Annotated in this window: 27 protein-coding genes; 10 read left to right on the top strand and 17 right to left on the bottom strand. The window is 56.6% G+C overall.

Translation table 11 applies throughout. The features are described 5' to 3' along the window. Positions 1-213: 213 nt before the first annotated feature. From AC2FEB_RS20760 to ettA, 9 genes are all read right to left on the bottom strand, one after another. The gene (locus AC2FEB_RS20760; protein WP_496676270.1) at positions 214-834 is read right to left on the bottom strand and encodes a 2OG-Fe(II) oxygenase family protein; all 621 of its coding nucleotides are present in this window, start codon (positions 832-834) and stop codon (positions 214-216) included. 236 nt (positions 835-1,070) lie between these two features. Then, a complete protein-coding gene (gene rplP, locus AC2FEB_RS20755) occupies positions 1,071-1,484 on the bottom strand; it encodes a 50S ribosomal protein L16 (protein ID WP_117872242.1) in 414 nt (137 codons plus the stop codon). Between the two features lie 11 nt (positions 1,485-1,495). Next, positions 1,496-2,206: a 30S ribosomal protein S3 gene (gene rpsC / locus AC2FEB_RS20750; protein WP_117872244.1), complete on the bottom strand. Its 711-nt coding sequence runs from the start codon at positions 2,204-2,206 to the stop codon at positions 1,496-1,498. Next, positions 2,206-2,586, bottom strand: a complete 381-nt coding sequence (gene rplV, locus AC2FEB_RS20745; protein ID WP_039538267.1) for a 50S ribosomal protein L22 — start codon at positions 2,584-2,586, stop codon at positions 2,206-2,208. Before rplV ends, rpsC begins: the two co-directional genes overlap by 1 nt. Before the next feature lie 3 nt (positions 2,587-2,589). Then, positions 2,590-2,868: a 30S ribosomal protein S19 gene (gene rpsS / locus AC2FEB_RS20740; protein WP_005980699.1), complete on the bottom strand. Its 279-nt coding sequence runs from the start codon at positions 2,866-2,868 to the stop codon at positions 2,590-2,592. A 3-nt stretch (positions 2,869-2,871) separates the two neighbouring features. Further along, positions 2,872-3,714, bottom strand: a complete 843-nt coding sequence (gene rplB, locus AC2FEB_RS20735) for a 50S ribosomal protein L2 (RefSeq protein ID WP_008757664.1) — start codon at positions 3,712-3,714, stop codon at positions 2,872-2,874. A 714-nt stretch (positions 3,715-4,428) separates the two neighbouring features. Then, positions 4,429-5,085 carry a DarT1-associated NADAR antitoxin family protein gene (locus AC2FEB_RS20730; protein ID WP_496676272.1) on the bottom strand — a complete coding sequence of 219 codons (657 nt, stop codon included), beginning with the start codon at positions 5,083-5,085 and terminating at the stop codon, positions 4,429-4,431. Beyond that, positions 5,086-5,616, bottom strand: a complete 531-nt coding sequence (locus tag AC2FEB_RS20725; protein WP_299901347.1) for a DarT ssDNA thymidine ADP-ribosyltransferase family protein — start codon at positions 5,614-5,616, stop codon at positions 5,086-5,088. A gap of 99 nt (positions 5,617-5,715) precedes the next feature. Then, positions 5,716-7,371, bottom strand: a complete 1,656-nt coding sequence (gene ettA, locus AC2FEB_RS20720; protein WP_496676276.1) for an energy-dependent translational throttle protein EttA — start codon at positions 7,369-7,371, stop codon at positions 5,716-5,718. A 137-nt stretch (positions 7,372-7,508) separates the two neighbouring features. On the opposite strand from ettA, the gene AC2FEB_RS20715 reads away from it, so the two are divergent. The 3 genes from AC2FEB_RS20715 (at position 7,509) to dacB (ending at position 10,177) form a co-directional block, all read left to right on the top strand. Next, positions 7,509-7,979, top strand: a complete 471-nt coding sequence (locus AC2FEB_RS20715) for an MOSC domain-containing protein (RefSeq protein WP_496884345.1) — start codon at positions 7,509-7,511, stop codon at positions 7,977-7,979. Between the two features lie 32 nt (positions 7,980-8,011). Further along, positions 8,012-8,632, top strand: coding sequence for a nicotinate-nucleotide adenylyltransferase (locus AC2FEB_RS20710; RefSeq protein WP_299642776.1), 621 nt, complete (start codon positions 8,012-8,014; stop codon positions 8,630-8,632). 66 nt (positions 8,633-8,698) lie between these two features. After that, complete coding sequence (gene dacB, locus AC2FEB_RS20705) at positions 8,699-10,177, top strand: D-alanyl-D-alanine carboxypeptidase/D-alanyl-D-alanine endopeptidase (protein WP_496884344.1); 1,479 nt, start codon at positions 8,699-8,701, stop codon at positions 10,175-10,177. 17 nt (positions 10,178-10,194) lie between these two features. Here dacB and AC2FEB_RS20700 read toward each other — a convergent pair whose 3' ends face one another. The 3 genes from AC2FEB_RS20700 to AC2FEB_RS20690 form a co-directional block, all read right to left on the bottom strand. Further along, entirely contained in the window at positions 10,195-10,617 is a 423-nt protein-coding gene (locus AC2FEB_RS20700; RefSeq protein WP_117872968.1) for a tellurite resistance TerB family protein, read from the bottom strand. Positions 10,618-10,705: 88 nt separating this feature from the next. Next, positions 10,706-11,080: an EamA family transporter gene (locus tag AC2FEB_RS20695; RefSeq protein ID WP_496676279.1), complete on the bottom strand. Its 375-nt coding sequence runs from the start codon at positions 11,078-11,080 to the stop codon at positions 10,706-10,708. Beyond that, a complete protein-coding gene (locus tag AC2FEB_RS20690; protein ID WP_496676281.1) occupies positions 11,077-11,802 on the bottom strand; it encodes a class I SAM-dependent methyltransferase in 726 nt (241 codons plus the stop codon). Before AC2FEB_RS20690 ends, AC2FEB_RS20695 begins: the two co-directional genes overlap by 4 nt. Positions 11,803-12,164: 362 nt before the next feature. Here AC2FEB_RS20690 and AC2FEB_RS20685 point away from each other — a divergent pair, with 362 nt between their 5' ends. The 5 genes from AC2FEB_RS20685 to AC2FEB_RS20665 all read left to right on the top strand — a co-directional run bounded on the left by AC2FEB_RS20685 (position 12,165) and on the right by AC2FEB_RS20665 (position 17,559). Then, the gene (locus tag AC2FEB_RS20685) at positions 12,165-13,739 is read left to right on the top strand and encodes a lysine--tRNA ligase (protein WP_496676284.1); all 1,575 of its coding nucleotides are present in this window, start codon (positions 12,165-12,167) and stop codon (positions 13,737-13,739) included. Between the two features lie 48 nt (positions 13,740-13,787). Beyond that, positions 13,788-14,189, top strand: a complete 402-nt coding sequence (locus tag AC2FEB_RS20680; RefSeq protein ID WP_496676286.1) for a DUF4864 domain-containing protein — start codon at positions 13,788-13,790, stop codon at positions 14,187-14,189. Between the two features lie 138 nt (positions 14,190-14,327). Continuing rightward, positions 14,328-16,616: a glycosyl hydrolase family 28-related protein gene (locus AC2FEB_RS20675; protein WP_496676288.1), complete on the top strand. Its 2,289-nt coding sequence runs from the start codon at positions 14,328-14,330 to the stop codon at positions 16,614-16,616. A 143-nt stretch (positions 16,617-16,759) separates the two neighbouring features. Next, positions 16,760-17,086, top strand: coding sequence for an antibiotic biosynthesis monooxygenase family protein (locus AC2FEB_RS20670; RefSeq protein ID WP_117872260.1), 327 nt, complete (start codon positions 16,760-16,762; stop codon positions 17,084-17,086). 65 nt (positions 17,087-17,151) lie between these two features. After that, positions 17,152-17,559 carry a universal stress protein gene (locus AC2FEB_RS20665; RefSeq protein WP_299640831.1) on the top strand — a complete coding sequence of 136 codons (408 nt, stop codon included), beginning with the start codon at positions 17,152-17,154 and terminating at the stop codon, positions 17,557-17,559. 3 nt (positions 17,560-17,562) lie between these two features. Here AC2FEB_RS20665 and AC2FEB_RS20660 read toward each other — a convergent pair whose 3' ends face one another. Beyond that, positions 17,563-18,045, bottom strand: a complete 483-nt coding sequence (locus tag AC2FEB_RS20660; protein WP_496676293.1) for a HugZ family pyridoxamine 5'-phosphate oxidase — start codon at positions 18,043-18,045, stop codon at positions 17,563-17,565. Between the two features lie 78 nt (positions 18,046-18,123). On the opposite strand from AC2FEB_RS20660, the gene AC2FEB_RS20655 reads away from it, so the two are divergent. Both AC2FEB_RS20655 and AC2FEB_RS20650 read left to right on the top strand, forming a co-directional pair. Beyond that, entirely contained in the window at positions 18,124-18,612 is a 489-nt protein-coding gene (locus tag AC2FEB_RS20655; RefSeq protein WP_496676295.1) for an excalibur calcium-binding domain-containing protein, read from the top strand. 158 nt (positions 18,613-18,770) lie between these two features. After that, entirely contained in the window at positions 18,771-19,004 is a 234-nt protein-coding gene (locus tag AC2FEB_RS20650) for a TFIIB-type zinc ribbon-containing protein (RefSeq protein WP_117872972.1), read from the top strand. Between the two features lie 5 nt (positions 19,005-19,009). Here the strand turns inward: AC2FEB_RS20650 and AC2FEB_RS20645 are convergent, their stop codons facing one another. The 4 genes from AC2FEB_RS20645 to uvrB all read right to left on the bottom strand — a co-directional run bounded on the left by AC2FEB_RS20645 (position 19,010) and on the right by uvrB (position 23,559). Continuing rightward, positions 19,010-19,438 carry an excinuclease ABC subunit B gene (locus AC2FEB_RS20645; RefSeq protein WP_496676298.1) on the bottom strand — a complete coding sequence of 143 codons (429 nt, stop codon included), beginning with the start codon at positions 19,436-19,438 and terminating at the stop codon, positions 19,010-19,012. Positions 19,439-19,481: 43 nt separating this feature from the next. Continuing rightward, positions 19,482-20,189, bottom strand: coding sequence for an ORF6N domain-containing protein (locus tag AC2FEB_RS20640; RefSeq protein WP_496676301.1), 708 nt, complete (start codon positions 20,187-20,189; stop codon positions 19,482-19,484). 151 nt (positions 20,190-20,340) lie between these two features. Continuing rightward, a complete protein-coding gene (locus AC2FEB_RS20635; protein WP_496676304.1) occupies positions 20,341-21,303 on the bottom strand; it encodes a restriction endonuclease in 963 nt (320 codons plus the stop codon). Positions 21,304-21,372: 69 nt separating this feature from the next. Further along, positions 21,373-23,559, bottom strand: a complete 2,187-nt coding sequence (gene uvrB / locus AC2FEB_RS20630; RefSeq protein WP_496884343.1) for an excinuclease ABC subunit UvrB — start codon at positions 23,557-23,559, stop codon at positions 21,373-21,375. Positions 23,560-23,564 lie beyond the last annotated feature (5 nt).

Here is a 23,564-nt window from a genome sequence, read left to right as displayed (position 1 = left end):
AGCGCGGCGTAGTCGGTCTGGATCGAGAGACTGAACGCCGAATAACGGGAGACAGTGGTCGAAATAGAAAAACGTATGCGTGGTCCACATGGGCCATGTTGGCGCATATTGCAAGGTCTATCGGTAACTTCTTGTGAATCGTGACCGGAATGGGCACCGTCCGTTCGTCTCGCAATCGCTTCACTGGGGTGACCCGTGTGTCATGAACCGGGCTCACTCCCACTTGTAGTTGAAGCTGACGCTGATCCGCTCATCCTCGGCCATGTTCATCGGCACCTCGTGGCGCAGCCAGCTTTCCCAGAGCAGGACGTCTCCGACGTGTGGTTTCATATAAATGAAGGGTTGCAGGTCACGCCGCCCGTCTTTGAGCCGTGTCGGTGCGGCCATCATGCGGCCTGAACGCGGATCTTCCAGTTTCAGCGCACTGGCCCCTTCGGGCATTGCCACGTAGGTCGTACCCGAAATGACGCTGTGCGGGTGCAGGTGGCTGGAATGCATCCCGCCCTCGGGCAGGATGTTGATCCACAGGTCCTCCAGCTTAAGCTCTCCTTCGCCTAAGTCGAACTCCAGGTCTTTGGCAAAGGCAGCCACATGTTGTTCCAGTACTTTGACGAGATCGGCGAATATCGGAAACCGCCACGGCAAGTCGGTCAGCGACGCATAGCTGGTATAGCCGGGATAGCCATTCTGTTCGCACCAATTCTGTCCGGCCTCGTCATCCTCGGCGATGACAAGGCACGAGTTTTCCAACTCTTCCGCATCGATCTTCGGATCGAATTCGGACAAGGAGGCGCGGTATAGGCGGGTGACGAAAAGCGATTCAATCTGTGGCATGGGCTCTCTCTTAGACCAGTGATGTGCGGAAGGCGATGGGGGATTTGCGAGGCTCTGCCTCGCGCTCCGGGATATTTTGGGCCAGATGAAGAACGGACCCGCGCTTTGTCTGTTTCAAGGCGCCACGGGGGAGGTGCGGCTTATTTCGATTGTGGGTAGGTCCTTCAAAGAAAAACCCCCGCCGGTTTCCCGACGAGGGTCAATCTTGTCACGACTGGGGTCGAAACCCCAAGCGCTTACCAGTCTTCGCGAACCACGACGCGGGTCTTGATCGGCAGCTTCATCGCGGCCAGGCGCAGGGCCTCACGGGCGATGTCGTCATTGACGCCGTCGATCTCGAACATCACGCGCCCGGGCTTGACCTTGCAAACCCAGCGGTCCACCGAACCCTTACCTTTACCCATACGAACTTCGATCGGCTTTGCAGTGACCGGAGTATCGGGGAAGATACGGATCCAGACACGACCCTGACGTTTCATGTGACGGGTCATGGCACGACGTGCAGCTTCGATCTGACGCGCGGTGACGCGCTCGGGCTGCAGAGCTTTCAGACCGTAAGTGCCAAAGTTCAGATCAGAGCCGCCCTTGGCTTCACCCTTGATCCGGCCTTTGTGCATCTTGCGGAATTTAGTACGCTTTGGTTGAAGCATATCTTTCCTCCTTAGCGACGACCGCCACCAGCACCACGAGGTGCAGGGCCGTCCTGGAGTTCCTGTGCTTTACGGTCACGTGCCTGCGGATCGTGCTCCATGATCTCACCTTTGAAGATCCAGACCTTGATCCCGATGATCCCGTAGGGAGTCATCGCTTCGGCATGTGCGTAATCGATGTCGGCACGCAGGGTGTGCAGAGGCACGCGGCCTTCGCGGTACCATTCGGTCCGTGCGATTTCGGCACCGCCCAGACGACCAGCGACGTTCACCCGGATACCCAGGGCGCCCATGCGCATGGCGTTCTGAACCGACCGCTTCATCGCGCGACGGAACGAAACACGACGCTCCAGCTGCTGAGCGATGGACTCGGCAACCAGCTGTGCGTCAAGCTCGGGCTTGCGCACTTCGACGATGTTCAGGTGCAGTTCGCTGTCGGTCATACCAGCAAGCTTCTTGCGCAGAACTTCGATGTCCGCGCCTTTCTTGCCGATGATGACGCCCGGACGTGCGGTGTGGATCGTGACGCGGCACTTCTTGTGCGGACGTTCGATGATCACACGTGCAACACCGGCTTGTTTGCACTCTTTCTGAATGAACTCACGGATCTTGATGTCTTCCAGCAGAAGATCACCGTAATCCTTGGTGTCAGCGTACCAGCGACTGTCCCAGGTGCGGTTGACCTGAAGGCGCATGCCGATCGGATTGACTTTATGTCCCATTAGGCTTGCTCCTCAACTTGACGCACCTTGATGGTGATCTCCGAGAACGGCTTCATGATTTTGCCGAAACGGCCACGGGCACGCGGACGACCACGCTTCATGACCAGGTTCTTGCCAACCCATGCTTCGGCGACGATCAGCTCGTCAACGTCCAGGTTGTGGTTGTTCTCGGCGTTCGCGATTGCGGACTGCAGGCACTTCTTGACGTCCTGCGCGACACGCTTGTTCGAGAAAGTCAGGTCGGTCAGAGCCTTCTCGACTTTCTTGCCGCGGATCATTTGCGCAACCAGGTTCAGTTTCTGCGGGCTGGTGCGAAGCATGCGCGTTTTCGCCATTGCTTCGTTTTCAGCCACGCGGCGGGGGTTCTTTTCCTTGCCCATGACTTACTTCCGCTTCGCTTTTTTGTCAGCGGCGTGACCGTAATAGGTACGAGTCGGCGAGTATTCACCGAACTTCTGACCAATCATGTCTTCCGAGACGTTGACGGGAATGTGCTTCTGGCCGTTGTAAACACCAAAGGTCAGACCCACGAACTGGGGCAGAATGGTGGAACGACGCGACCAGATCTTGATGACTTCGTTGCGGCCCGACTCGCGCGCTGCTTCGGCTTTTTTCAGCACATAAGCATCGACGAAAGGGCCCTTCCAAACAGAGCGAGACATAGATTAACGTCCCTTCTTCTTGGCGTGCCGCGAGCGGATGATCAGCTTCTGGGACGCTTTGTTCTTGTTGCGGGTACGCTTACCCTTGGTGTCCTTACCCCATGGAGTAACCGGTGTACGGCCACCCGAGGTACGACCTTCACCACCACCGTGCGGGTGATCGATCGGGTTCATTGCAACACCACGAACCGACGGGCGCACGCCTTTGTGGCGCATACGACCGGCTTTACCAAGGTTCTGGTTGCTGTTGTCGGGGTTGGACACGGCACCGACGGTGGCCATGCATTCCTGACGGACCATGCGCAACTCGCCCGAGCTCAGACGGATCTGAGCGTAGCCGCCATCGCGACCAACGAACTGAGCGTAAGTACCGGCCGCACGTGCGATCTGACCGCCCTTACCAGGCTTCATCTCGATGTTGTGGACGATGGTACCAATGGGCATGCCCGAGAACGGCATTGCGTTGCCCGGTTTGATGTCGGCCTTGGCGGATGCCACGACTTTGTCACCAACAGCCAGACGTTGCGGAGCCAGGATATACGCCTGCTCGCCGTCTTCGTATTTTACCAGTGCGATGAATGCGGTCCGGTTCGGGTCATATTCGATCCGTTCAACGGTTGCCGCGACATCAAATTTGTTCCGTTTGAAGTCAACGATCCGGTAGAGACGCTTTGCGCCACCGCCGCGGCGGCGTGAAGTGATCCGTCCGGTGTTGTTCCGGCCGCCCGATTTGGTCAAACCCTCAGTGAGAGACTTGACCGGACGTCCTTTCCAAAGCTCCGAACGGTCGATCAGCACCAGCCCGCGCTGGCCCGGCGTCGTCGGCTTGTACGACTTGAGTGCCATGCTTTCTGTCTTCCGTTTAGCAAGTGCGGGGGTTTCCCCGCTATGTGATAGGCCCCCGTAGGTGCCAAGGGTATAGGGCCCCGAAGGTCCCCGGTTCAAAATATCTAAGGCCCCGGAACGAATCCGAGGCCGCAAGATTGGGTGCGTTTAGCAGTGTTGGGGCCGGGTGACAAGTGAGAGTATCAAACTTCTTCTGTAGCCGTGAAAAGCACACCCTGGCCAAACGCGGTGTGGTTTACGGCCTGGTTTCTAAACCCAGTAATGCACGAGCTGTCGCTGGAACTCAGAGAGCGGGAACAGGACCTGACAGAAGAGGTTGAACCCGATTCCTGTGGACTTTGGTGCAGTGAGCCCCGATCAGAAAGCTCGGTGACCGGGCTTATTGGGTCGGGTCGGAAGGTTTCGCGGAAACCGATCTGGCAAAGTGCTGCCCCGGCAATTAGTCCGATGTATTTTATGTTGAGCCGCTGCTTCTTGGCGGTCGCATTCATGAGCCGGCCGGGGAAACACTCTACCGAGTGGCCGTATGCGTCGATCCATCGCGAGATTTTTGCGGGTTGGGTTGATCCAGAGTGGAGTTGCGGTGTCACCGAAGGGAAGTTTGGGGAACCGTAGGGGGGATGATTTCACCCATAATTTGGTTTGGTTAAATTTTGAAGAATAGGGGCGCGATGGGTGCGAGCACCCATCCTACGCTTGCTGCACAGATCTTCTTCAACCCTGTCTTTGTGCAAGAAGAAGCAAATTGCGGAATTTATCAAAGTCTCGTGCGCAATCGATTGCGTCACCCCTCATAGACAAGGCGTGAAACTCCGCTACGGCTCGTCCTTGGCAATTAACAGAACGGCTGGGCGTGAATTCAATGTCAGAATAAGCAGCGAAGTTAAGGTTCCGTTTGATCCATACTTCGTGCGGTGCAATGGCACGTATATATAGCCAGTCATAGAACGCGTTGACTGGTTCGGTCGGGAATTCTCGCCCCAGAAAGCGGAACGCTATGATTGCTCCTCGGCCTAGACGTCTAATCTCCTTCTTCGATTTGAAGGGGTCTATGTCCATTAGGAACTCGTGTTGACCTGACCCAGAAAAAACTTTTGAGCTTTGATAGACGCTCTCCAAGCTTTTCTTTGCGCCGTCAACATCGATCTTTAGGTTGAACGCACTCAGTCGACGACCAACCTCAAGAGGAGACTTTGTGGAAATTTCCAAGATAGGTGAAACGCCTAGGTCGGCGGCTTTTGCATGAAGCGCCGAAATGTTCTTCTGCTTCTGGGAAACTGAAAAGCCACCGTTCCAAGAAATTTCAATGGGCAACTCTTCGATCAATGGACCGTGCCCTGATCTCGGTATGAAGATTGGTCTTGTCGCCAACTAAAACACCCTTGGAATCTTATTTAATGGTATCGATACTGGCACCAGAACTTCATATCGCTCTACAGCTTTCAACCTAGCTTGGATTGAATCATCTTTCCAGTCGGTACGCGTGTAAAGAACTTCAATGTCCATACCATCAAGCGCTTCCTCAAGCGGAAGTATCTCCACACCGGATTTGTTTGCTATATCAAATGCGAACATTACGCCATCTCTGAGAAGTTCATTCGGCTCGATACACAGGTATCTTGGAGTGGAAATGCGCTTTTCAGCTTGAGCCGTGTGGCACATTGGGTGGCTGCGCGTTAGACAAACTGAAATGTACTCGGATATACCTTTGTGTGCGTCGGCATCCCAACTCCAATCATTTCCAGATGGCTTTTGCGGCTTGATTCCCAACCTATTTAACTCAACCTTTGAGAGAAGGCCATGTTGTTTGATTTGCGGAAAGTTCTCTTCGTCTGTGAAGTGATAAATGTAGTTGTGTTGTGTGCTTGACTTTATTGTGTCTACAAGTTTTTGAATGTTCATAATGAATTACTCCGATTGGCTGCGGGAATAATTCACGTTTTAAACAAAGAGAAAAGGGCAGGAAAACCTGCCCTTAAAGTTGAATCTGAAATCTATGTACTAGCGCGCAAACTTTTTGTGCTTCAACCGCTTTGGTTCCAGCGCATCCGGTCCGAGACGGCGTTTCTTGTCCTCTTCGTAATCCTCGAAGTTGCCCTCGAACCATTCCACGTGTGCGTCGCCCTCGAACGCCAGAATATGCGTACAAATCCGGTCGAGGAAGAAACGGTCGTGCGAGATAACGACGGCGCAGCCGGCGAAATCGACCAGTGCGTCTTCCAGCGCGCGCAGGGTTTCCACGTCCAAATCGTTGGTGGGTTCGTCGAGCAGCAGGACGTTGCCGCCCTCTTTCAGCAGGCGGGCCATGTGGACGCGATTGCGCTCACCACCCGACAGCAGCGAGACCTTCTTCTGCTGGTCGCCACCCTTGAAGTTGAAGGACGAGCAATAGGCGCGGGAATTGACCTGCGCGTCACCCAGCTGGATGATCTCGGCACCGCCGGTGATCGCCTCCCACACGGTGTCGTTGTCATGGAGGTCATCGCGGGACTGGTCGACATAAGACAGCTCGACCGTGTCGCCCAGCGTGATGGTGCCGCTGTCGGGCTGTTCCTGACCTGTCAGCATCTTGAAGAGCGTCGATTTACCGGCACCGTTGGGGCCGATCACTCCGACGATGCCGCCGGGAGGCAGGGCAAAGTCGAGGTTCTCGATCAGTTGCTTGTCACCCATGTGCTTGGCGAGGCCCTCGACCTCGATCACCTTGCCGCCAAGGCGCTGGCCGTTGGGGATGACGATCTGGGCGCGAGTCAGCTTTTCGCGCTCGGACTGGTCTGCCAACTCGTTATAGGCGTTGATCCGGGCCTTGGATTTGGCCTGACGGGCCTTCTGGCCCTGACGCATCCATTCCAGTTCGCGCTGCAGGGTCTTCTGTTTGGACTTGTCTTCGCGGGCTTCCTGTTCCAGCCGTTTGGCTTTTTGTTCCAGCCATGCGGAATAGTTGCCCTCGTAAGGAATGCCGCGACCGCGGTCGAGCTCGAGGATCCAGCCGGTGATGCTGTCCAGGAAATAGCGGTCGTGGGTGACAATCAGGATGGTGCCCTTGTAGTCGATCAGGTGCTGTTGCAGCCAGGCGATGGTCTCGGCGTCCAGGTGGTTGGTCGGTTCATCAAGCAGCAGCATATCGGGCGCTTCGAGCAGCAGCTTGCAGAGCGCCACGCGGCGTTTCTCGCCGCCCGAGAGGTTGGCGATGTCGGCATCGTCCGGCGGGCAGCGCAGCGCCTCCATCGAGACGTCGATCTGGCTGTCGAGGTCCCACAGGTTCTGGCTGTCGATCTCGTCCTGGAGCTTGGCCATCTCATCGGCGGTTTCGTCCGAATAGTTCATGGCCAGTTCGTTGTACCGGTCGAGGATTGCCTTCTTTTCGGCTACACCCAACATCACGTTTTCGCGGACATTGAGGGTTTCGTCCAGTTTCGGTTCCTGCGGCAGATAGCCGACCTTGGCACCTTCGGCTGCCCAGGCCTCGCCAGTGAAGTCCTTGTCGAGCCCCGCCATGATCTTCATCAGCGTCGATTTACCAGCGCCGTTTACGCCGACGACACCGATTTTTACGCCGGGCAGAAAGCTCAGGTGGATGTTTTCAAAGCACTTCTTGCCACCGGGATAGGTCTTGGAGACACCCTGCATGTGGTAGACATATTGATAGGCGGCCATGTCGCGTCCTCTGGGTCGGGGAAATTTGGTTGAAACGCTGGATATCCGAGCGGGACGGGCTGGGCAAGCTGGTGGTATTGTGAATCTCGTCTTTGGGTCGGACGGCGTAGTCAGGTTGCATTGAAAATGGGGGCGTTGTGTCGGAACTGGCGGATTTGATTGCAGGTTGGGCGCAGCCCGGTTGCGTTACGTGGATCGGGGCGCGACCAGAGCGCCGAGACGAGATTACTGAGCTAGAGGAGGTCGTGATTACTGAGGCGGGTCTGGACAGTGACCGCGCCCGCGCGGGCAAGCGGGCGGTGACTTTGATCCAGCAGGAGCATTTGTCGGCGATTGGCTCTTATCTGGGGCGCGGACCGGTTGCGCCGGGTGTTCTGCGGCGAAACTTGGTGGTGTCGGGGATCAATCTGGCGGCGCTCAAGGGACGTCAGGTGCAAGTAGGAGAGGCCATCCTGCGGGTCACAGTAATATGTGCGCCGTGCAGCCGGATGGAAGAATCGCTTGGTAAAGGCGGCTATTCCGCAGTGCGGGGGCACGGAGGATGGTGCGCGGAAGTCGTGCGACCCGGGCGGGTTCGGCTTGGCGATTTGGCGCAACCTGTTGATTGACAACACCTCGCAGTTCTGAACATCAGCAGGGTATGGAGCGGTACGGCATACCATATGCGCGACCTGGGCAGGTCGTCGGTCTGTTCGGCGGGTCGTTTGATCCACCGCATCAGGGCCATGTACATGTCACTCTTGAGGCGATGAAGGCGTTCGGGCTGGATCGGGTTTGGTGGCTGGTATCGCCGGGCAATCCGTTAAAAGAACGCGGGCCGGCACCCATGGGCAGGCGAATGGCGGCAGCACGAAATGTGATGCAGCATCCGAAAGTTGACGTGACGAATATCGAGGCGCTGACGGGGACACGGGCGACGGCGGATACGCTGGCGGCGTTGCAGAAGCTTTTTCCGCATGTCAGGTTTGTCTGGCTGATGGGCGCGGACAATCTGGCCCAGTTTCATCACTGGAAAGACTGGCGGGTGATCATGGACAGAGTGCCTGTTGGTGTGGTGGCGCGGCCGGGCGACCGGATATCCGCCCGGATGTCTCCGGCGGCGCGGGTCTATGCCAAATACCGAATCGATGGGCAGGCGCGGCATCTTTTGGGACGGGCGCAGGCTCCGGCCTGGTGTTTCGTGAATGTGCCGATGGTCGATGTCAGTTCCACAGAGATACGGACGCGCGGCGAATGGCGCGCGGAAGTGTTGCCGGAATAGCCGCAGTGGGCGCATAATCTCAGGTAGCTGTTGCGCGCATTTGATCTGTGGGATTTTATTTCACCTATGACTGGTCGTTTTTCACGTCGTTTGTTTCTGGGAGGATTGGGGGCGGCTCTGATCCCGGTAGCTGGTCTGGCGCAGGCGCCGCTGGTTTCGCTCAGGCCGCGCGCGCGTGGTGTGCTGTTGAGCGGCACCGAGCGTTTGGTCGCAGCCGCAGGATTGAAAGGCGAAGTTGTGTTCGCCGTTGCGGATGTGGCGACCGGGGCGCCACTGGAGATTTTTGGCGAGGGTGCGGGTTTGCCACCGGCCAGCGTTGGCAAGGCAATGACCGCGCTTTACGCGCTGGACGTTCTGGGGCCTGACCATCGCTTCGAAACCCGTTTGATCGCAGATGGGCCAATTGAAAACGGAATTTTGCATGGCGATCTGATTCTGGCAGGGGGTGGAGACCCGCTGCTGGACACGGATGCGCTGGCTACGATGGCGGCCAACTTGCGCAAGGCCGGAATTACCGAGGTTCGCGGAGCCTTCAAGGTTTATGACGGGGCTTTGCCCTTCGTATTTAGCATTGATCCGGGGCAGCCGGATCATGTGGGGTACAGCCCGGCGATCAGTGGAATATCGTTGAATTTCAATCGGGTTCACTTTGAGTGGAAGCGTGCCGGTAAAGGCTATGATGTGACCATGGACGCCCGCAGCGCGCGTTACGTGCCGGCAGTGGATGTGGCGACCATGCGGGTCGAAAGCCGAAGCCTGCCGATCTATACCTATCAGCCAAACCCACGGCAGGATCGGTGGACCGTGGCCAAGGGCGCGCTGGGCAATGGCGGGGCGCGCTGGTTGCCTGTGCGCAAACCGGCCTTATACGCTGGAGATGTATTCCGCACATTGGCCCGATCCAATGGGATCGTTTTGAATCGGGTGCAGGTGACGCGAGAGTCGCCGAAGGGCGTCGACCTTGTCCTGCATCGCAGCGATCCATTGGACAGTATTTTGCGCGGGATGTTGAAATACTCAACCAACCTGACGGCCGAGATCGTCGGATTGGCCGCGACCAAAGCGCGTGGCGTTGACCCACGGAACCTGGCAGAGTCCGCGGCCGAGATGAACCGTTGGGCGTCTCAGAGTTTTGGCGTGAGCGGAATTGCGATGGTTGATCATTCCGGTCTGGGCGATGCCTCGCGTATGGTGCCGGCGGATCTGGTCGCTGCCCTTGTCGCGGCCCGGAAAATGGGGGCGTTGCGCCCCTTGATGAAGCCTTTTGCCTTAACTGATCGAAATGGGCGGCCGGTCAAGAACCATCCGGTCAAGGTCGATGCCAAGACAGGGACATTGAACTTCGTATCCGGGCTGGGCGGTTTCCTGACAACGGCGGACGGGGTCGATCTGGCCTTTGCAATTTTTACCGCGGACGTGGCCCATCGCGCCAAAATTCCACGTGCACAACGTGAACGCCCAGAAGGCGCGCGCAGCTGGAACCGCAGGTCGCGGAAACTGCAGCGGGCCTTGCTGGAGCGCTGGGGCTCGCTCTACGGAAGCTAGATATCGGGATCAGAGGATCAGACCGTATGGCGCGCGCGTGCCCCGCGTTCGATGGCTGCGGCATGCAATCGGTCGATATTCAGTTCGTACCGGATTTCTTCCAGCAGGCGCAGTTCCGTTTCGGCCAGTGCTCCGTCGGCGGCCGCAACATCGCAAGCCAGCGCATAGGCCGTTTCGTTCAGACGCTCGGGCAGGTTTTCACGGATCAGGCCAAACAGCGCATCCAGCCCGTCTTCCTGTTCGAACAGGTCAAAAACGATTTGTGATACGCGACGGGTCCGATCAATGTCGTATCCGGCAAAGACCGGCAGCATGTTCACGGCAACTTCGATCTTGACCAGCTCGGCGGTTCGGATGTTTTCGTCAGAGGCCGAGACTGCAACCATGATCGCCACAAGGCAATCCTGCGGAGACATCGGGTGGGGCACTTGCTCGGTCATGGGATGGTCCTGATTGGGGTTGTTCGAAGACGCACGATATGAGCGCAGCGGGTCAGGTTCAACACCTTGTTTCATCCACCTAGCGTGATCAGGTGTTCATGACCATCATTCCCGAAATCAAAAGCGCAGCCCCCAACCAGTAGCGCAGCCCAAGTGTTTCGCCGAAGAAGACGTGTGAGGCCAGTGGCACAAGAACGAAACTGAGGGCCATGAAGGGGTAGGCCTGGGACAGTGTCAGATACCGCAGGACGTACACCCACAGCACCGTTGCCGAGCCATAGATGGCAAAGGCTGTCAGAAGGAACGGATCGAATAGCGTCTGGATGAGCCCCGCCAATCCGGTGACTTCGCGCCCATCAATCCGGTTTCCTGCAAGTTTGAACAAGATTTGCCCGGCTGAGATCATAACTGGTGTGCACAGCAAACCAGCCCAGACCAGTGTCGTAGGGGCGGGCGGGGTCATCCTTGTTGCTCCGGTTCTGGTTTTTCCTCGGGGCGGTCTTCACAGTAATAAATGTCGCGCCCCAGATCCTCGCAGATATGGATGTCCGGGCTGGGATGCACGGCACGCAGAAAGCTGTGTGTGTAGGGGAAAAAGTTGAAATGTGGATTGAAGGTGAACCTGCTTTCGCGTTCACGCGGGACGACGATAATGACGCGTTTTCGCGCGACACGACGCAGTTCAGCGATCGCTTGCCGGTAGTCCAGAAGATGCTCAATCACATGGGTGCAGATGACGGTGTCAAAGCTGTTGTCTTCAAACGGCAGCTCTTCGATCCGGGCAGCGACATAGTCGATATTGTCGATGGCATCCGCATCATCGACCACGAAATCCACTCCTGTCAGTTGCGTGATATCCGGTCTGGCGGCTTTTATGCGTTGCAAAAGAACTCCGGTGCCGCAGCCAATATCGCAGATGCTTTGCCCAACGATGTCCTCGGCTATCCGTTTGATACAGGCTTCGGAATTGTCGGTGCCTTGATGCACACGTGGATGATCGCGGTAGAGTTTTTCGTACTCGTTATCCGTCAGGTAGGTTGCGCGTTCGCGGAATTCTGCAAGACGCGTGATGTGTTCGCCCCAAACCCTGCAGGCTAGCCAATGAAAGGCGGCGCTGTCACGCAGGATAGGCGGCAGGATATCTTCGAGTACAAAGCGTATACGGTTGGTGGTTTCGCGTCGCATCCCGTTTCCTCTGGTTCGGGGAAACCCCCGTGTCGCCTTTGTTTAACATTGCCGGGTAAGCGTGCGAAATAAGCAGGTCAAGTTGGCGCGCCGCCCGTGTCTTTTTTGTTTCGCGGGAACAATCGTCCCACCATTGTGGCTTGAGTAAGGCTGGTCAGTGAAAAAGCGGCGCAGATATCACGTACAGAGTGTCTGCGGGCCAAAAAACAGTTTTGCAGCAGGCCCGACGGCGGCTGTTTTTAACTGGGTGTGCCGCGAATTGCGCCACTGCTTTATTGACTCATGCTGCACTGGCACAATAGGAGGGGTCGGTCCGGTTGCATGGGGTGGCCGTGACACTTTCCCCGATGGAGCACATTGAAATGTCTGAACTGCGTGAAACCGCGATGTCGTCCAAGGCCTGGCCTTTTGAAGAGGCGCGCCGGTTGCTCAAACGCTATCAGAAAGGTGCTCCGGAAAAGGGGTATGTGCTGTTCGAAACCGGTTACGGCCCGTCGGGCCTGCCCCACATCGGCACGTTTGGTGAGGTCGCGCGGACCACGATGGTCAAGCGCGCGTTCGAGGCGCTTTCGGATATCCCGACCAAGCTGATCTGTTTTTCGGACGATCTGGACGGGATGCGCAAAGTACCCAGCAATGTGCCAAATCCCGAGGCGCTTGAGGAACATTTGCAGCGCCCGCTGACTTCGGTTCCCGATCCGTTTGGCGAATACCCCAGCTTTGGCGAATACAACAACGCCATGCTGCGTCGGTTCCTTGATACGTTCGGGTTCGACTATGAGTTCTATTCGGCACGCGATTTTTATCGTTCAGGCCAGTTCGACGAGATCCTGAAGCGCGCGGTCGACAAGTACGATGACGTCATGGCCATCATGCTCAAAAGCTTGCGTGAAGAACGCCAGCAGACTTATTCAATCTTCCTGCCGATCCATCCCGAAACCGGTCGGGTTTTGTATGTTCCGATGAAGAAGGTCTGCGCTGAGACCTATACCGTCACCTTCGATGACGAAGATGGCAGAGAATGGACCCTGCCCGTCACTGGCGGCAACGTGAAGCTGCAATGGAAGCCAGATTTCGGGGCGCGCTGGGCGGCGCTTGGCGTTGATTTCGAGATGTACGGCAAGGAACACGCGACTAACGAAAAGATCTATGATGCGATCTGTCGTGCGCTGGGTGGCCGGGCGCCCGAGCATTTCTCGTACGAGCTGTTTCTGGACGAGAATGGCCAGAAGATTTCCAAGTCGTCCGGCAATGGCGTGTCGATTGACGAGTGGCTGACCTATGCACCGACCGAAAGCCTGGCGTATTTCATGTACCAAAAGCCCAAAACGGCCAAGCGGATGCATTTTGATGTTATTCCGAAGGCTTATGATGAATATCATCAACAGTTGCGCGCCTATCCGGGGCAGGACCTGAAAGCTCAGTTGAACAATCCGGTTTGGCATATTCACGGTGGCGACGTTCCTGAATCGACCCTGATCGTACCGTTTGCGATGCTGCTGAACCTGGCGTCGGTCTCTGGCGCGGAAGACAAGGAGGCGCTGTGGGGCTTTATCCGCCGCTATGCGCCGGAAGCAACAGCATTGAGCCATCCCGATCTGGACCAGGCCGCGGGCTTTGCGGTTCGCTACTTCAACGATTTCGTTAAACCAACGCGTAAACATCGTGCACCGACCGACCAGGAGCGTGAGGCGCTCGAAGCGCTGAAAGCCGCGCTTGAGGCTTATGATGGCCCGGCCGAGGATGAGGCGCTGCAATCGGTGGTCTACTCCATCGGGCGTGAGCGGTTCGACCCCATGCGCGGTTGGTTCACGGCGTTGTACGAAGTGCTTCTGGGTGCATCGCAGGGTCCGCGCTTTGGCGGCTTCATCGCTCTGTACGGTGTGCCAGAGACAATCGCCCTGATCGAAAAGGCGCTGGCCGGAGAGCTGGCCTGATTTGACCTGATCCAGTAAGGGGCTACACTTTTTGCAGGAGGTGGCCCCATGCGTCGATTTTTGCTTGCTGTATCCCTGAGTGCCGGGTTGGGGTCAGGCGCATTTGCGCAAAACGCAGAGATCGAAGCAAACATTTCGGCGCAGATACAAGCCTTCAAGGCGGATGATTTTGCCACGGCCTTTACCTTTGCCAGTCCCAGCATTCAGCGCCTTTTTCAATATCCCGACAATTTCGGAGCAATGGTACGCAATGGGTATCCAATGGTCTGGCGTCCTTCTGACGTGCGCTTTCTGGAATTGCGTGAGGTGGCGGGGGCTTTGTGGCAGAAAGTGTTGATCACTGACGGAAATGGGCGCGTGCATATATTGGACTATCAGATGATCCCTCTGGAGGGCGGTTGGAAAATCAACGGGGTCCAATTGTTGGGTAACGCGGATCCTGCGGCCTGAGGCAACACCACCGTCACGGTGAGATGAACCGCGGTTAACTCCCTTTCGGTATCCAGACTGACGCGTTCGGGGCGGACCTGGACACGGGGTTTGGACGCGTCGCCAGATTTGCGCGGCGCGATTGAGAAAGGGTTTTCAATGAACAAGGCAACCACTGACGGCATCGTTTTCATGCCGCCTCAATTCGCGAATGGCCTGACCGTATGGTCTGCGGGGGACGGAACGCCGGGCTCACCCACATATGGTGGATCCGGCACCGGGGTTTTCGTGCCTGCGGATGCCAATTTTGGTGGCTGCCTGGAGATTCTGAAAATCCAAACCACCCAACAGCTTCGATACATGGGCCAGACACCGATTTTGCCCGGGTGCTATTTGCAGATCAAGGCGCGGGTCAAGGCGATCAGCGGACCATTGCCGTCGGTGCGTATTGCGGCCTGGGCCGGGGGTGCGGGCGACGCGCATGTGGCGGGTGTCGTGGAGCAGGGGCCTGCAACACAGTTGTCGGGCTATGGGGCCGTGCATGAAGTAACGGCGATTGTCGGAACAGGCCAGCGCCAGGGCGTGGACATGCCTTGGGGGCTTGCCGCCCTGTATGGCCATTTTGGTCTGGATATTGAGGGCTCGAACGGAGCGCTGGTGCGCATCGACGACCTGGAGATCACGGATGTCACCGGTGTCTTCCTGCGCGAAATGATCAGTGTTGTGGATGTACGGGATTATGGTGCCATCGGCGACGGTGTGACGGACGACTCGGCTGCGTTTGAAGCGGCCGATCAGGCGGCGGGTGGCCGACGGGTTTACGTTCCGCAAGGGACCTATCATCTGGCTGAAAGCACCAGTATGACGTCCGAGATGGACTTTGAAGGCACAGTCACCATGCCGGATGACAAGATGTTGTTGCTGACAAAGGATTTCCATCTGCCTGCTTACATTTCGGCCTTCGGAGACGAAGAATTGGCGTTCAAAAAAGCGTTTCAGGCTCTTTTGAACAATTCGGATCATGACTCACTCGATTTGGGCGGGCGCAAGATTTCCGTCACCGCTCCGATCGACATGGCAGCAGCGGTTCCCAACAAGCAGAGCGGGTTTTCGACCCGTCGTGTGATCCGGAACGGTCAGTTTGACGTCAAAAGCAGTTCAGCGTGGGATACTGAAACGTTCACATCAACTGCGACTTACGATCCTTCGGACAATACGCGTCTGACCAATGTTGCAAATGTCGCCAACATTCCTGTTGGGTCCTACGTTGCGGGCAGCGGCGTCGGGCGTGAGATCTATGTGCGGTCAAAGAATGTCGGGGCTGGTGAAATCACACTGAGCGCGCCTCTTGTGGGGGCGTCGGGGACCCAGTCTTTCACATTCTACTCATTCAAGTACCTGCTGGATTTCAGCGGCTTCAGCAAACTTCGGAAGTTCGGAATGGAGCAGATCGAGTTTCAGTGCAACAGCCGATGTAGCGGAATTCGTCTGGCGGCCGCTGGCAGCACCTTTTCGTTGAAAGACTGTCATGTCAGTCGCCCGAAAGACCGGGGGATGACGTCGACCGGAACGGGGTGCAAGGGCATGCTGATCGACAATTGTCAGTTCCTTTCGGCAGAAGAATCTTTTGATGTAACGGATCGGTATTCCATCGGATTGAACACCAATTCAAACGATGTGAAGCTGCGCCACAACCGCGCGGTGCGTTTGAGGCATTTCGCTGTTCTGGGCGGCGACAACAATATGGTTCTGGGCAACCATGTCTTTCAGGGCGATAGCATCCCGCAAGGTGTGCGTACTGCCGGGCTGATCTTGATCGGCACCTACAATAGTTCCACCATCGCGGAGAATTATGTCGACAACTGTTTCATCGAATGGACGAATGAACGAGACCCGTCGCCGACATACACCAGTGGCTTTTCTTTCAGTGCAATGAGCATTACGGACAATATATTTTATTCCAGTCAAGCGCCGTCCTGGTTCAGTTTCATCGTTATTCGCCCTTATGGGCCCGGACATTTTCTCAATGGCCTTGCGGTGACCGGTAACAAGTTTCGTGCCACGAGCGGTAACATTTTTCGAGCGGAACAGGTGGATACATCCTTCGCCGACTTGAACAAAGACAGGCATACGAACGTGACTTTCCAGAATAATACTTACCATGGCGTAACCAGGAAAACCGCAAACCCATTGAGGGTTCGCCATACGCAAAGCTCGGTGTCCAATCTTTGGCCTGTCTCGGCCAACGGACAGTTGCCTTTCGACGGTAAGGCACGAAGCTGCGATGGGGTTGCGACAATCGGTGTGCTCTCAGGGGTGTTCAACAACCACGTCTTCAGCGCTCCTCATGTTGAGGTCGAACAGGGGGCGACAGGCGACAGTTTTCTGTTGCGTTGGCCAGAGCATGTGAAGGGTACGGCCTCTGTTCTGATGCGCATGGAACGTTAAGAGACCAGATGGCCACCCCGAGCCGGGTGGCCATTTCACTCTGATTTGACCGGTAATGACAGACCCGGTTTGCGAAGCTTGCAGGAAATAGGCGACGTTTGATTTTGATGTGTTAGGCTTGGGCCAGGAAGTGGAGAATCCCGATGCTGAAAATTGCCAAAAACGCCAGTGTTCAAACAGTTATCACGACCTTTGAGATGACACCTGGCACGTGTCAGGACCTTTTGGAGGCCTTGACGGACGCCTATTCCGAGTTCATTTCGAAGCAGCCAGGTTTCGTTTCCGCCGGGCTGCACGTTAATGATGCACAAACCCGGATCGCAAACTATTCGCAATGGGAACGCCGCGAAGATTTCCTTGCTATGCTGCGCACACCTGAAATGCGTGATCGCAACCGCAAGATCAACGAGCTATGCAAAAGCTTTGAGCCGGTCATGTACGATGTCGCTGAAACATTTGGCAGTTCCTGACCTGAATCAAAGCCTGTGCTTCATATCTGTTTCAAAGTGATCCTGCAAAAATGGAGGCTCACACTATGTATCACAACATTCTGGTCCCCATCTCGTTCGATGCTGAAAGAGATACGTCCGGGCCCTTGAAGCTTGCCCAGATCCTGGCCACGCCAGACGCTAAAGTGACATTGTTGCATGTGGTCGAGCATATTCCCAACTATGCGATCTCTTACATGCCGTCCGAATACCTGACAGAAGCACGGAAAGCGATTCAGGCAGAACTGGATGAACTGGCATCTCAACTGCCGAATGCCAAGGGTTTGGTGATTGAAGGACATTCCGGCCGAACCATTCTGGATTGGGCCGAGGCGAATAAACCCGATCTGATCATAATGGCGTCGCACCGGCCGGGGATGCAGGATCTGTTGCTGGGCTCAACCGCATCGCATGTCGTGCGTCATGCGGGTTGTGCCGTGCATGTGGTTCGCTGATGGCTAGAAATCCTGAGCGGTAAGGCGAAAAGCCTTGCCAAATCCAGCGTTCAAAAGGCCATCCTGAATGGTAAACCGCACCAATCCGAAATCAGCGAAATCTATGTAGAGTTTCGCTTTGGGTCGCTGGGCCAGATATCGGTCTCGCAAGGCGCGATAGCCTGCCATACCCCGGTGAACAGGCTGAGCGATCACGTGCAGTGTCAGGCGCGGATGGGTCAGCGGGTCGCCCTTGTCTGCGGGCTCTCCGATCAGAAGGGCGCAATTGGGACAGGCGTTCAACGCACGCGTATGTTCCGCAAGGGTGGAGATCAGCGAGGCAGGGCAACCTGCTTCATCCGTGGTCAACGCGATCCGGGAGAGTGACGGCAAGCCCGTGTCAGGGCGCAGAAAGGCCAGCGCGGCAAATGGAGCTTGAAAGAGAAGATCCTGCGCTTGCAAGCGCACCGCTTTATCGGGCGTCTGATAAGGATTGGATTCAGTCACGATGTCGGTCCGGCAGTACAGAATGAACAGGCAGTTGGCGGTTTCTTTATCTTAGGGGCCTGGCCTGAACTGCGCCATTTGTTTCGCCTCGTTCAAATTCAGATTGCCTCGGCTTTGCCACATATCGGCGTTATGGTTCAGGGAATGCTGTTCAAGAAACCCTCGCAGGATATGCCTGATCTGAAGCCACGGTCGTCCAAACGACACCGACGCGCAGAGGCAACGCGCAGGCAGGCGCTGTCTCCGGTTCGCATTCTGGTCATGGTTCTGTTGTTGCCGCTGACCACCGTGGTGATCGCCACCGGTGTTTTTCTGCGCCTGTCCGAATTTGAGCGGGACGAGGCGGTGATCCACCTGATCGCATTGGCAGGTTGTGATGCAACGCAGTCGCTGGGGGTAGGGCCATTTTACGAGGGGCAGGCGGGTTATCACAAGCGCAATGACCCGGATGGCGACGGGGTCGCCTGTGGTGCTGCCAGCGTGCCGCGGGCAAGTGCGCCGCCAGCTCACAACAGTCCTGAACCGCAACAACGGTCTCTTGGAACTGCCAAGTTTGTGCGACCCTGACGGCGGCAATTGCGAAGTTCAGAAGATCTGCTCGGGCCAGGACCAGTTGCCCGTGTCATCCGACTTCGGCCCAGGCGAACGGGCGTCATGTCACAGAGGGATGGCAATGCAGCGGATCAACCCCATCTCATACTGATAGCAAGATGGGAGATCGTATGATGCAATGCCCGATTGACGGCACTCAACTGGTCATTACGGACCGAAACGGGGTCGAAATCGACTATTGCCCGCAGTGCAGAGGCGTTTGGCTGGATCGGGGTGAACTGGACAAGATCATCGAGCGGTCAACAGCGTATTCTCCGCCACAATCCGGCTATGATGACCGGGCGGATCACGGCTATCGCAAGAAAAAGAAACGAGGCGGTTTTCTGGAAGATCTGTTCGATTTCTGACCCGGTCAGGACAGCTGGGCCCCGGCACATTCGCGAAAAATGCGAACCTGGGGCGCCGCACCGTTCAAGGGAAACTCAGTCACCCTGTCCTGCGTGAACGCATAGGCGGTCAGGTTGTATTCCAGCCCGTCCAGCACGTTTCCAAATCCGGTATCAGTGACTGTCAGAGACGACGAACCGTCGGAAAGGACATGATGCGGAGTGGCGATTTCGATGGGGTTTGGCCCCTCGAACCGCATCGCGAACCATGGGGTGTTGGTCCAGCCTTCGGTTTTGCGGGTAACGGACAGGGTATAGAGCGGTTGTGCCGGGTCGTAGGTCAGGAATATCTCTGCCGTGTCCGTCACATGTGACAGGGTGCAGATCTGGCCAACCATTGCTTCCCACGCGGCGGCTGGTGTGCCGAGGATCAGTGATAACAAGACAACGCGCATGGTGCGGAGTCTAGTGGCCGAAAGGTCCAAGGCAAGGGTTGCCTCAGCCTTTCATCGCATTCAGCAGTTCCAGCAACCCCTTGCGGTCGTCATCATCGGCATAATCGCCGGCGGCCAACCGTTCAGCGATGCGCAGGCGCAGACGCTCGTGCTGGGTGCGCACCTCTTCGCCTGCGGTTTCCGCCAGCGTCTTCATGATCACGGCCACGACCTGCTGGCGCTTGGTCGTGGGGTTGGCGATATAGTCGACAAGGCTCTGCTGCCCGGAATCGAGGATGTTTTCGGCCAGCGTACGCAACTGATCGCCGTTGGGCAGCAGCGGGGCGGGGGCGTCCTCGGGTGGCAGGATTTCCGGCGCGTTGCGCGGGGTTTCGGCCAGAGCATTTGCGCCGTCGACAAAGGCTTCGGTAATCATTCGGGTGATCTTGATGGCGCGCGGGTCTTTGAACAGGGCCGAGGCGATGGCGACGCCGTAATCGGTATAGACCCACGGATTGACCCGCCGCCCGCCGCGACCTTTCGGTTTTGAAATCACATTCTGTGATTGCAAATCGGCGACTTCGGCGTCCGTAAGCTGAAAGCGGTAGCCCTCGAACAGGTCTTTGTTGCGCGACACGGCCTGATTGAACGCGCTGACCGACTTTCCGTAAAACTGCGCCAGATCCTCGGCCAGCACCACGCGGGCGCCGCGCACCCGGTGAATGGCGCGTTGGACCTCATGGGTGCTGGGCAGGGTGTTCGGGTTCGTCATGTCAACCGTTTGGAATCACAATTTGTGATTTCAAACGTGGCGGAGTGCGCGCTGGGCTGCAAGGGTGGAGTTTTGCGAGCCAAACGTCAGAGAGCGTGCGAGAAGTATATGAGGGCGCCGACCCTAGGCGCACTTTAGAAACTCGATCCAATTAACAGTAGAGAACCACTTTGCAATCGACCTGCTCTGCGTTTTTCCTCGGACCGGCGACCAATGAAACGGCATGCATCTCTCTGGGCACTCCAAAATCCAAATCGACTATTCCCGCAAAAATACAATTTTTGGGAGCTTCGATTAGCGATAAATCCAAATGCCACAACGCCTTCTTTTGTGCGTGAACAATTTCTGAACCGAGTAGATCAAACTCTTCGACTACGGCTTCTTGGGAGTATGTTTCCGAATCCTGTTGCAAGTACTCACAAAATCCAATGCTCTCACGCCACTCACGAAAAATCTCCACAGATCCTTGAGCAGAAATTTTGATTGGCTTTAGTGAAAAAACGCCCACGACCAAAGGTTTTTCAAACTGGATGCCTGAAAGCTGAAAGTCTTGTGGGCCATTTAATGTGTCCGATTTTTGATACTCATTCACAACACCTCGCATAATTCCGCCAAGATAGTCGTTCTTATCCAATGCGTTTGCCAAAACTTCCGCTTCAAAGCGCCTTTGATCAGCTTCAGAGATTTTAACACCCACGCTGAAGTTCCTGAAACGGGCAAACCAGACACCTACCTTGGCGTTTACTCCCCAAGTGAGGATTTCCTCATCAGTAACATCGAACAAACTACGTAAAATAATACCATGCCTCTTTGCTTTCTTCTTAGCAGTTTCGGAAAAACCATTTGAAGATACAGCAATGACCATATTGGCTCCCAAACTCGCACGGCGACCAATCAGTTCTTCAATCCAATTTACATCCTGTTTTCGGCCTCTATAACGGCACTCAACGTGTATCGTGCAATTTGGCCTTCGTATTTCGACGTCGATTTGCCTTTTTTGCGAAGGGTTGTCTGGGTCCGTAATCCTCTTGTCCCAAGTTACTTCCGTCCCCTTTTCTTCTAATAGTCTGTAGATTCTCGAAATACGCTGCTCAAATTGCTTTGGGCCATTCATTAATGACTTCCTTGGTCTGGGTTGCTGATTTTTCGACCACAAACAAAATAGCAGGTCGATAGGGTTGTATCACCGCTTCCTTCTCTTAACATTCCCACCCCGCTGACCCGGCCTGCCAGCTGTTGACCGCCCGCGCGATTTTACTGCGTCTTCCGAGGCTTTCTCGACCGCCCATTGGCGCGCCATGGGGTCGTCGGCGATGGCCAGATCGACCGCTTCAAGGCGTTTGATCTCATCCCGGATGTTGGCGGCCTCTTCGAATTCAAGGTTCTCGGCGGCTTTGCGCATCTTGTCGCGCAGCCCGTCCAGATGCGCCTCAAGGTTTGCGCCGTGCATCGGTTTGTCGATCGTGGCGGTGACGCGGTTCATGTCGACGTCGCCCTTGTAGAGACCGGCCAGAACGTCCTCGACATTCTTTTGTACGGTCGCGGGGGTGATGCCGTGTTCTTCGTTATAGGCTACCTGCTTGGCGCGGCGGCGGTTGGTTTCGCCCAAAGCACGCTCCATCGAACCGGTGATCTTGTCGGCATACATGATCACCCGGCCATCAGCGTTCCGCGCGGCGCGGCCGATGGTCTGGATCAGGGATGTTTCCGAGCGCAGGAAACCCTCTTTGTCGGCGTCCAGAATGGCGACCAGACCGCATTCGGGGATGTCGAGCCCCTCGCGCAGCAGGTTGATCCCGATCAGCACGTCGAAGGCCCCCAGCCGCAGGTCGCGCAGGATTTCGATGCGTTCCAGCGTGTCGATATCCGAGTGCATGTAGCGGACCTTGATGCCCTGTTCGTGCAGGTATTCCGTCAGGTCCTCGGCCATGCGTTTGGTCAGCGTGGTGACCAGCGTGCGGTATCCGTCGGCAGCGACCTTGCGCACCTCGTCCAAAAGATCGTCCACCTGCATGGACACAGGGCGGATTTCGACCTCGGGGTCCAAGAGGCCAGTGGGGCGGATCACCTGTTCGGTGAAGACGCCGCCGGTTTGCTCGATCTCCCATTTCGCCGGCGTGGCCGAGACGAAGACGGATTGCGGGCGCATGGCGTCCCATTCCTCGAACTTGAGGGGTCGGTTGTCCATGCAGGACGGCAGGCGGAACCCGTGCTCGGCCAGCGTGAACTTGCGCCGATAGTCGCCGCGATACATGCCACCGATCTGAGGGACACTGACGTGAGATTCGTCGGCGAAGACAATCGCGTTGTCGGGGATAAATTCGAACAGGGTCGGGGGCGGTTCACCCGATGCGCGGCCCGTCAGATAACGCGAGTAGTTTTCGATGCCGTTGCAGACGCCGGTGGCCTCGAGCATTTCCAGATCGAAATTGGTGCGCTGTTCCAGCCGTTGGGCTTCCAGCAGTTTGCCCTCGCCCACCAGTTGGTCGAGGCGCGTGCGCAGTTCCTTTTTGATGCCGATGATCGCCTGCTGCATCGTGGGTTTCGGCGTCACGTAGTGGGAATTGGCGTAGACGCGCACCTGCTCCATCGTTGCGGCGCGTTCGCCGGTCAGCGGGTCGAACTCGGTGATACTTTCAAGCTCCTCTCCGAAGAACGAGAATTTCCAGGCGCGGTCCTCAAGGTGGGCGGGCCAGATTTCCAGTGAGTCGCCGCGCACCCGGAACGACCCGCGTTGAAACGCCTGATCGTTGCGGCGGTATTGCTGGGCCACCAGATCGGCCATCACCTGCCGCTGGTCGTATTCGTTTCCGACCTTCAGATCCTGCGTCATCGCCCCGTAGGTCTCGACCGAGCCGATACCGTAGATGCACGAGACCGAGGCCACGATGATCACGTCGTCGCGTTCCAGCAGCGCCCGCGTAGCCGAGTGGCGCATCCGGTCGATCTGTTCGTTGATCTGGGATTCTTTCTCGATATACGTATCCGACCGCGCGACATAGGCCTCGGGCTGGTAGTAGTCGTAGTAGGAGACGAAGTATTCGACCGAGTTTTCCGGGAAAAAACCCTTGAACTCACCATAAAGCTGCGCCGCCAGTGTCTTGTTGGGTGCGAGGATGATCGCCGGGCGTTGGGTTTCCTCGATCACCTTGGCCATGGTGAAGGTTTTGCCCGTACCGGTCGCCCCCAACAGAACCTGATCACGCTCCCCATCCAGAATACCGCCTGCGAGCTCCTTGATCGCGGTTGGCTGGTCTCCAGCGGGGGCGAACTCCGTATGCATGACAAACTGTTTGCCGCCTTCCAGTTTCAGGCGGGCCCGAACATCTTCGGTTGTCATTTGGGTCTTGTCGGAATGGGCGTATGGCATGGGCA

It is taken from the genome of Ruegeria sp. YTSC106 (genome assembly GCF_059609765.1).
This window is presented reverse-complemented; position numbering and strand designations above follow the sequence as displayed.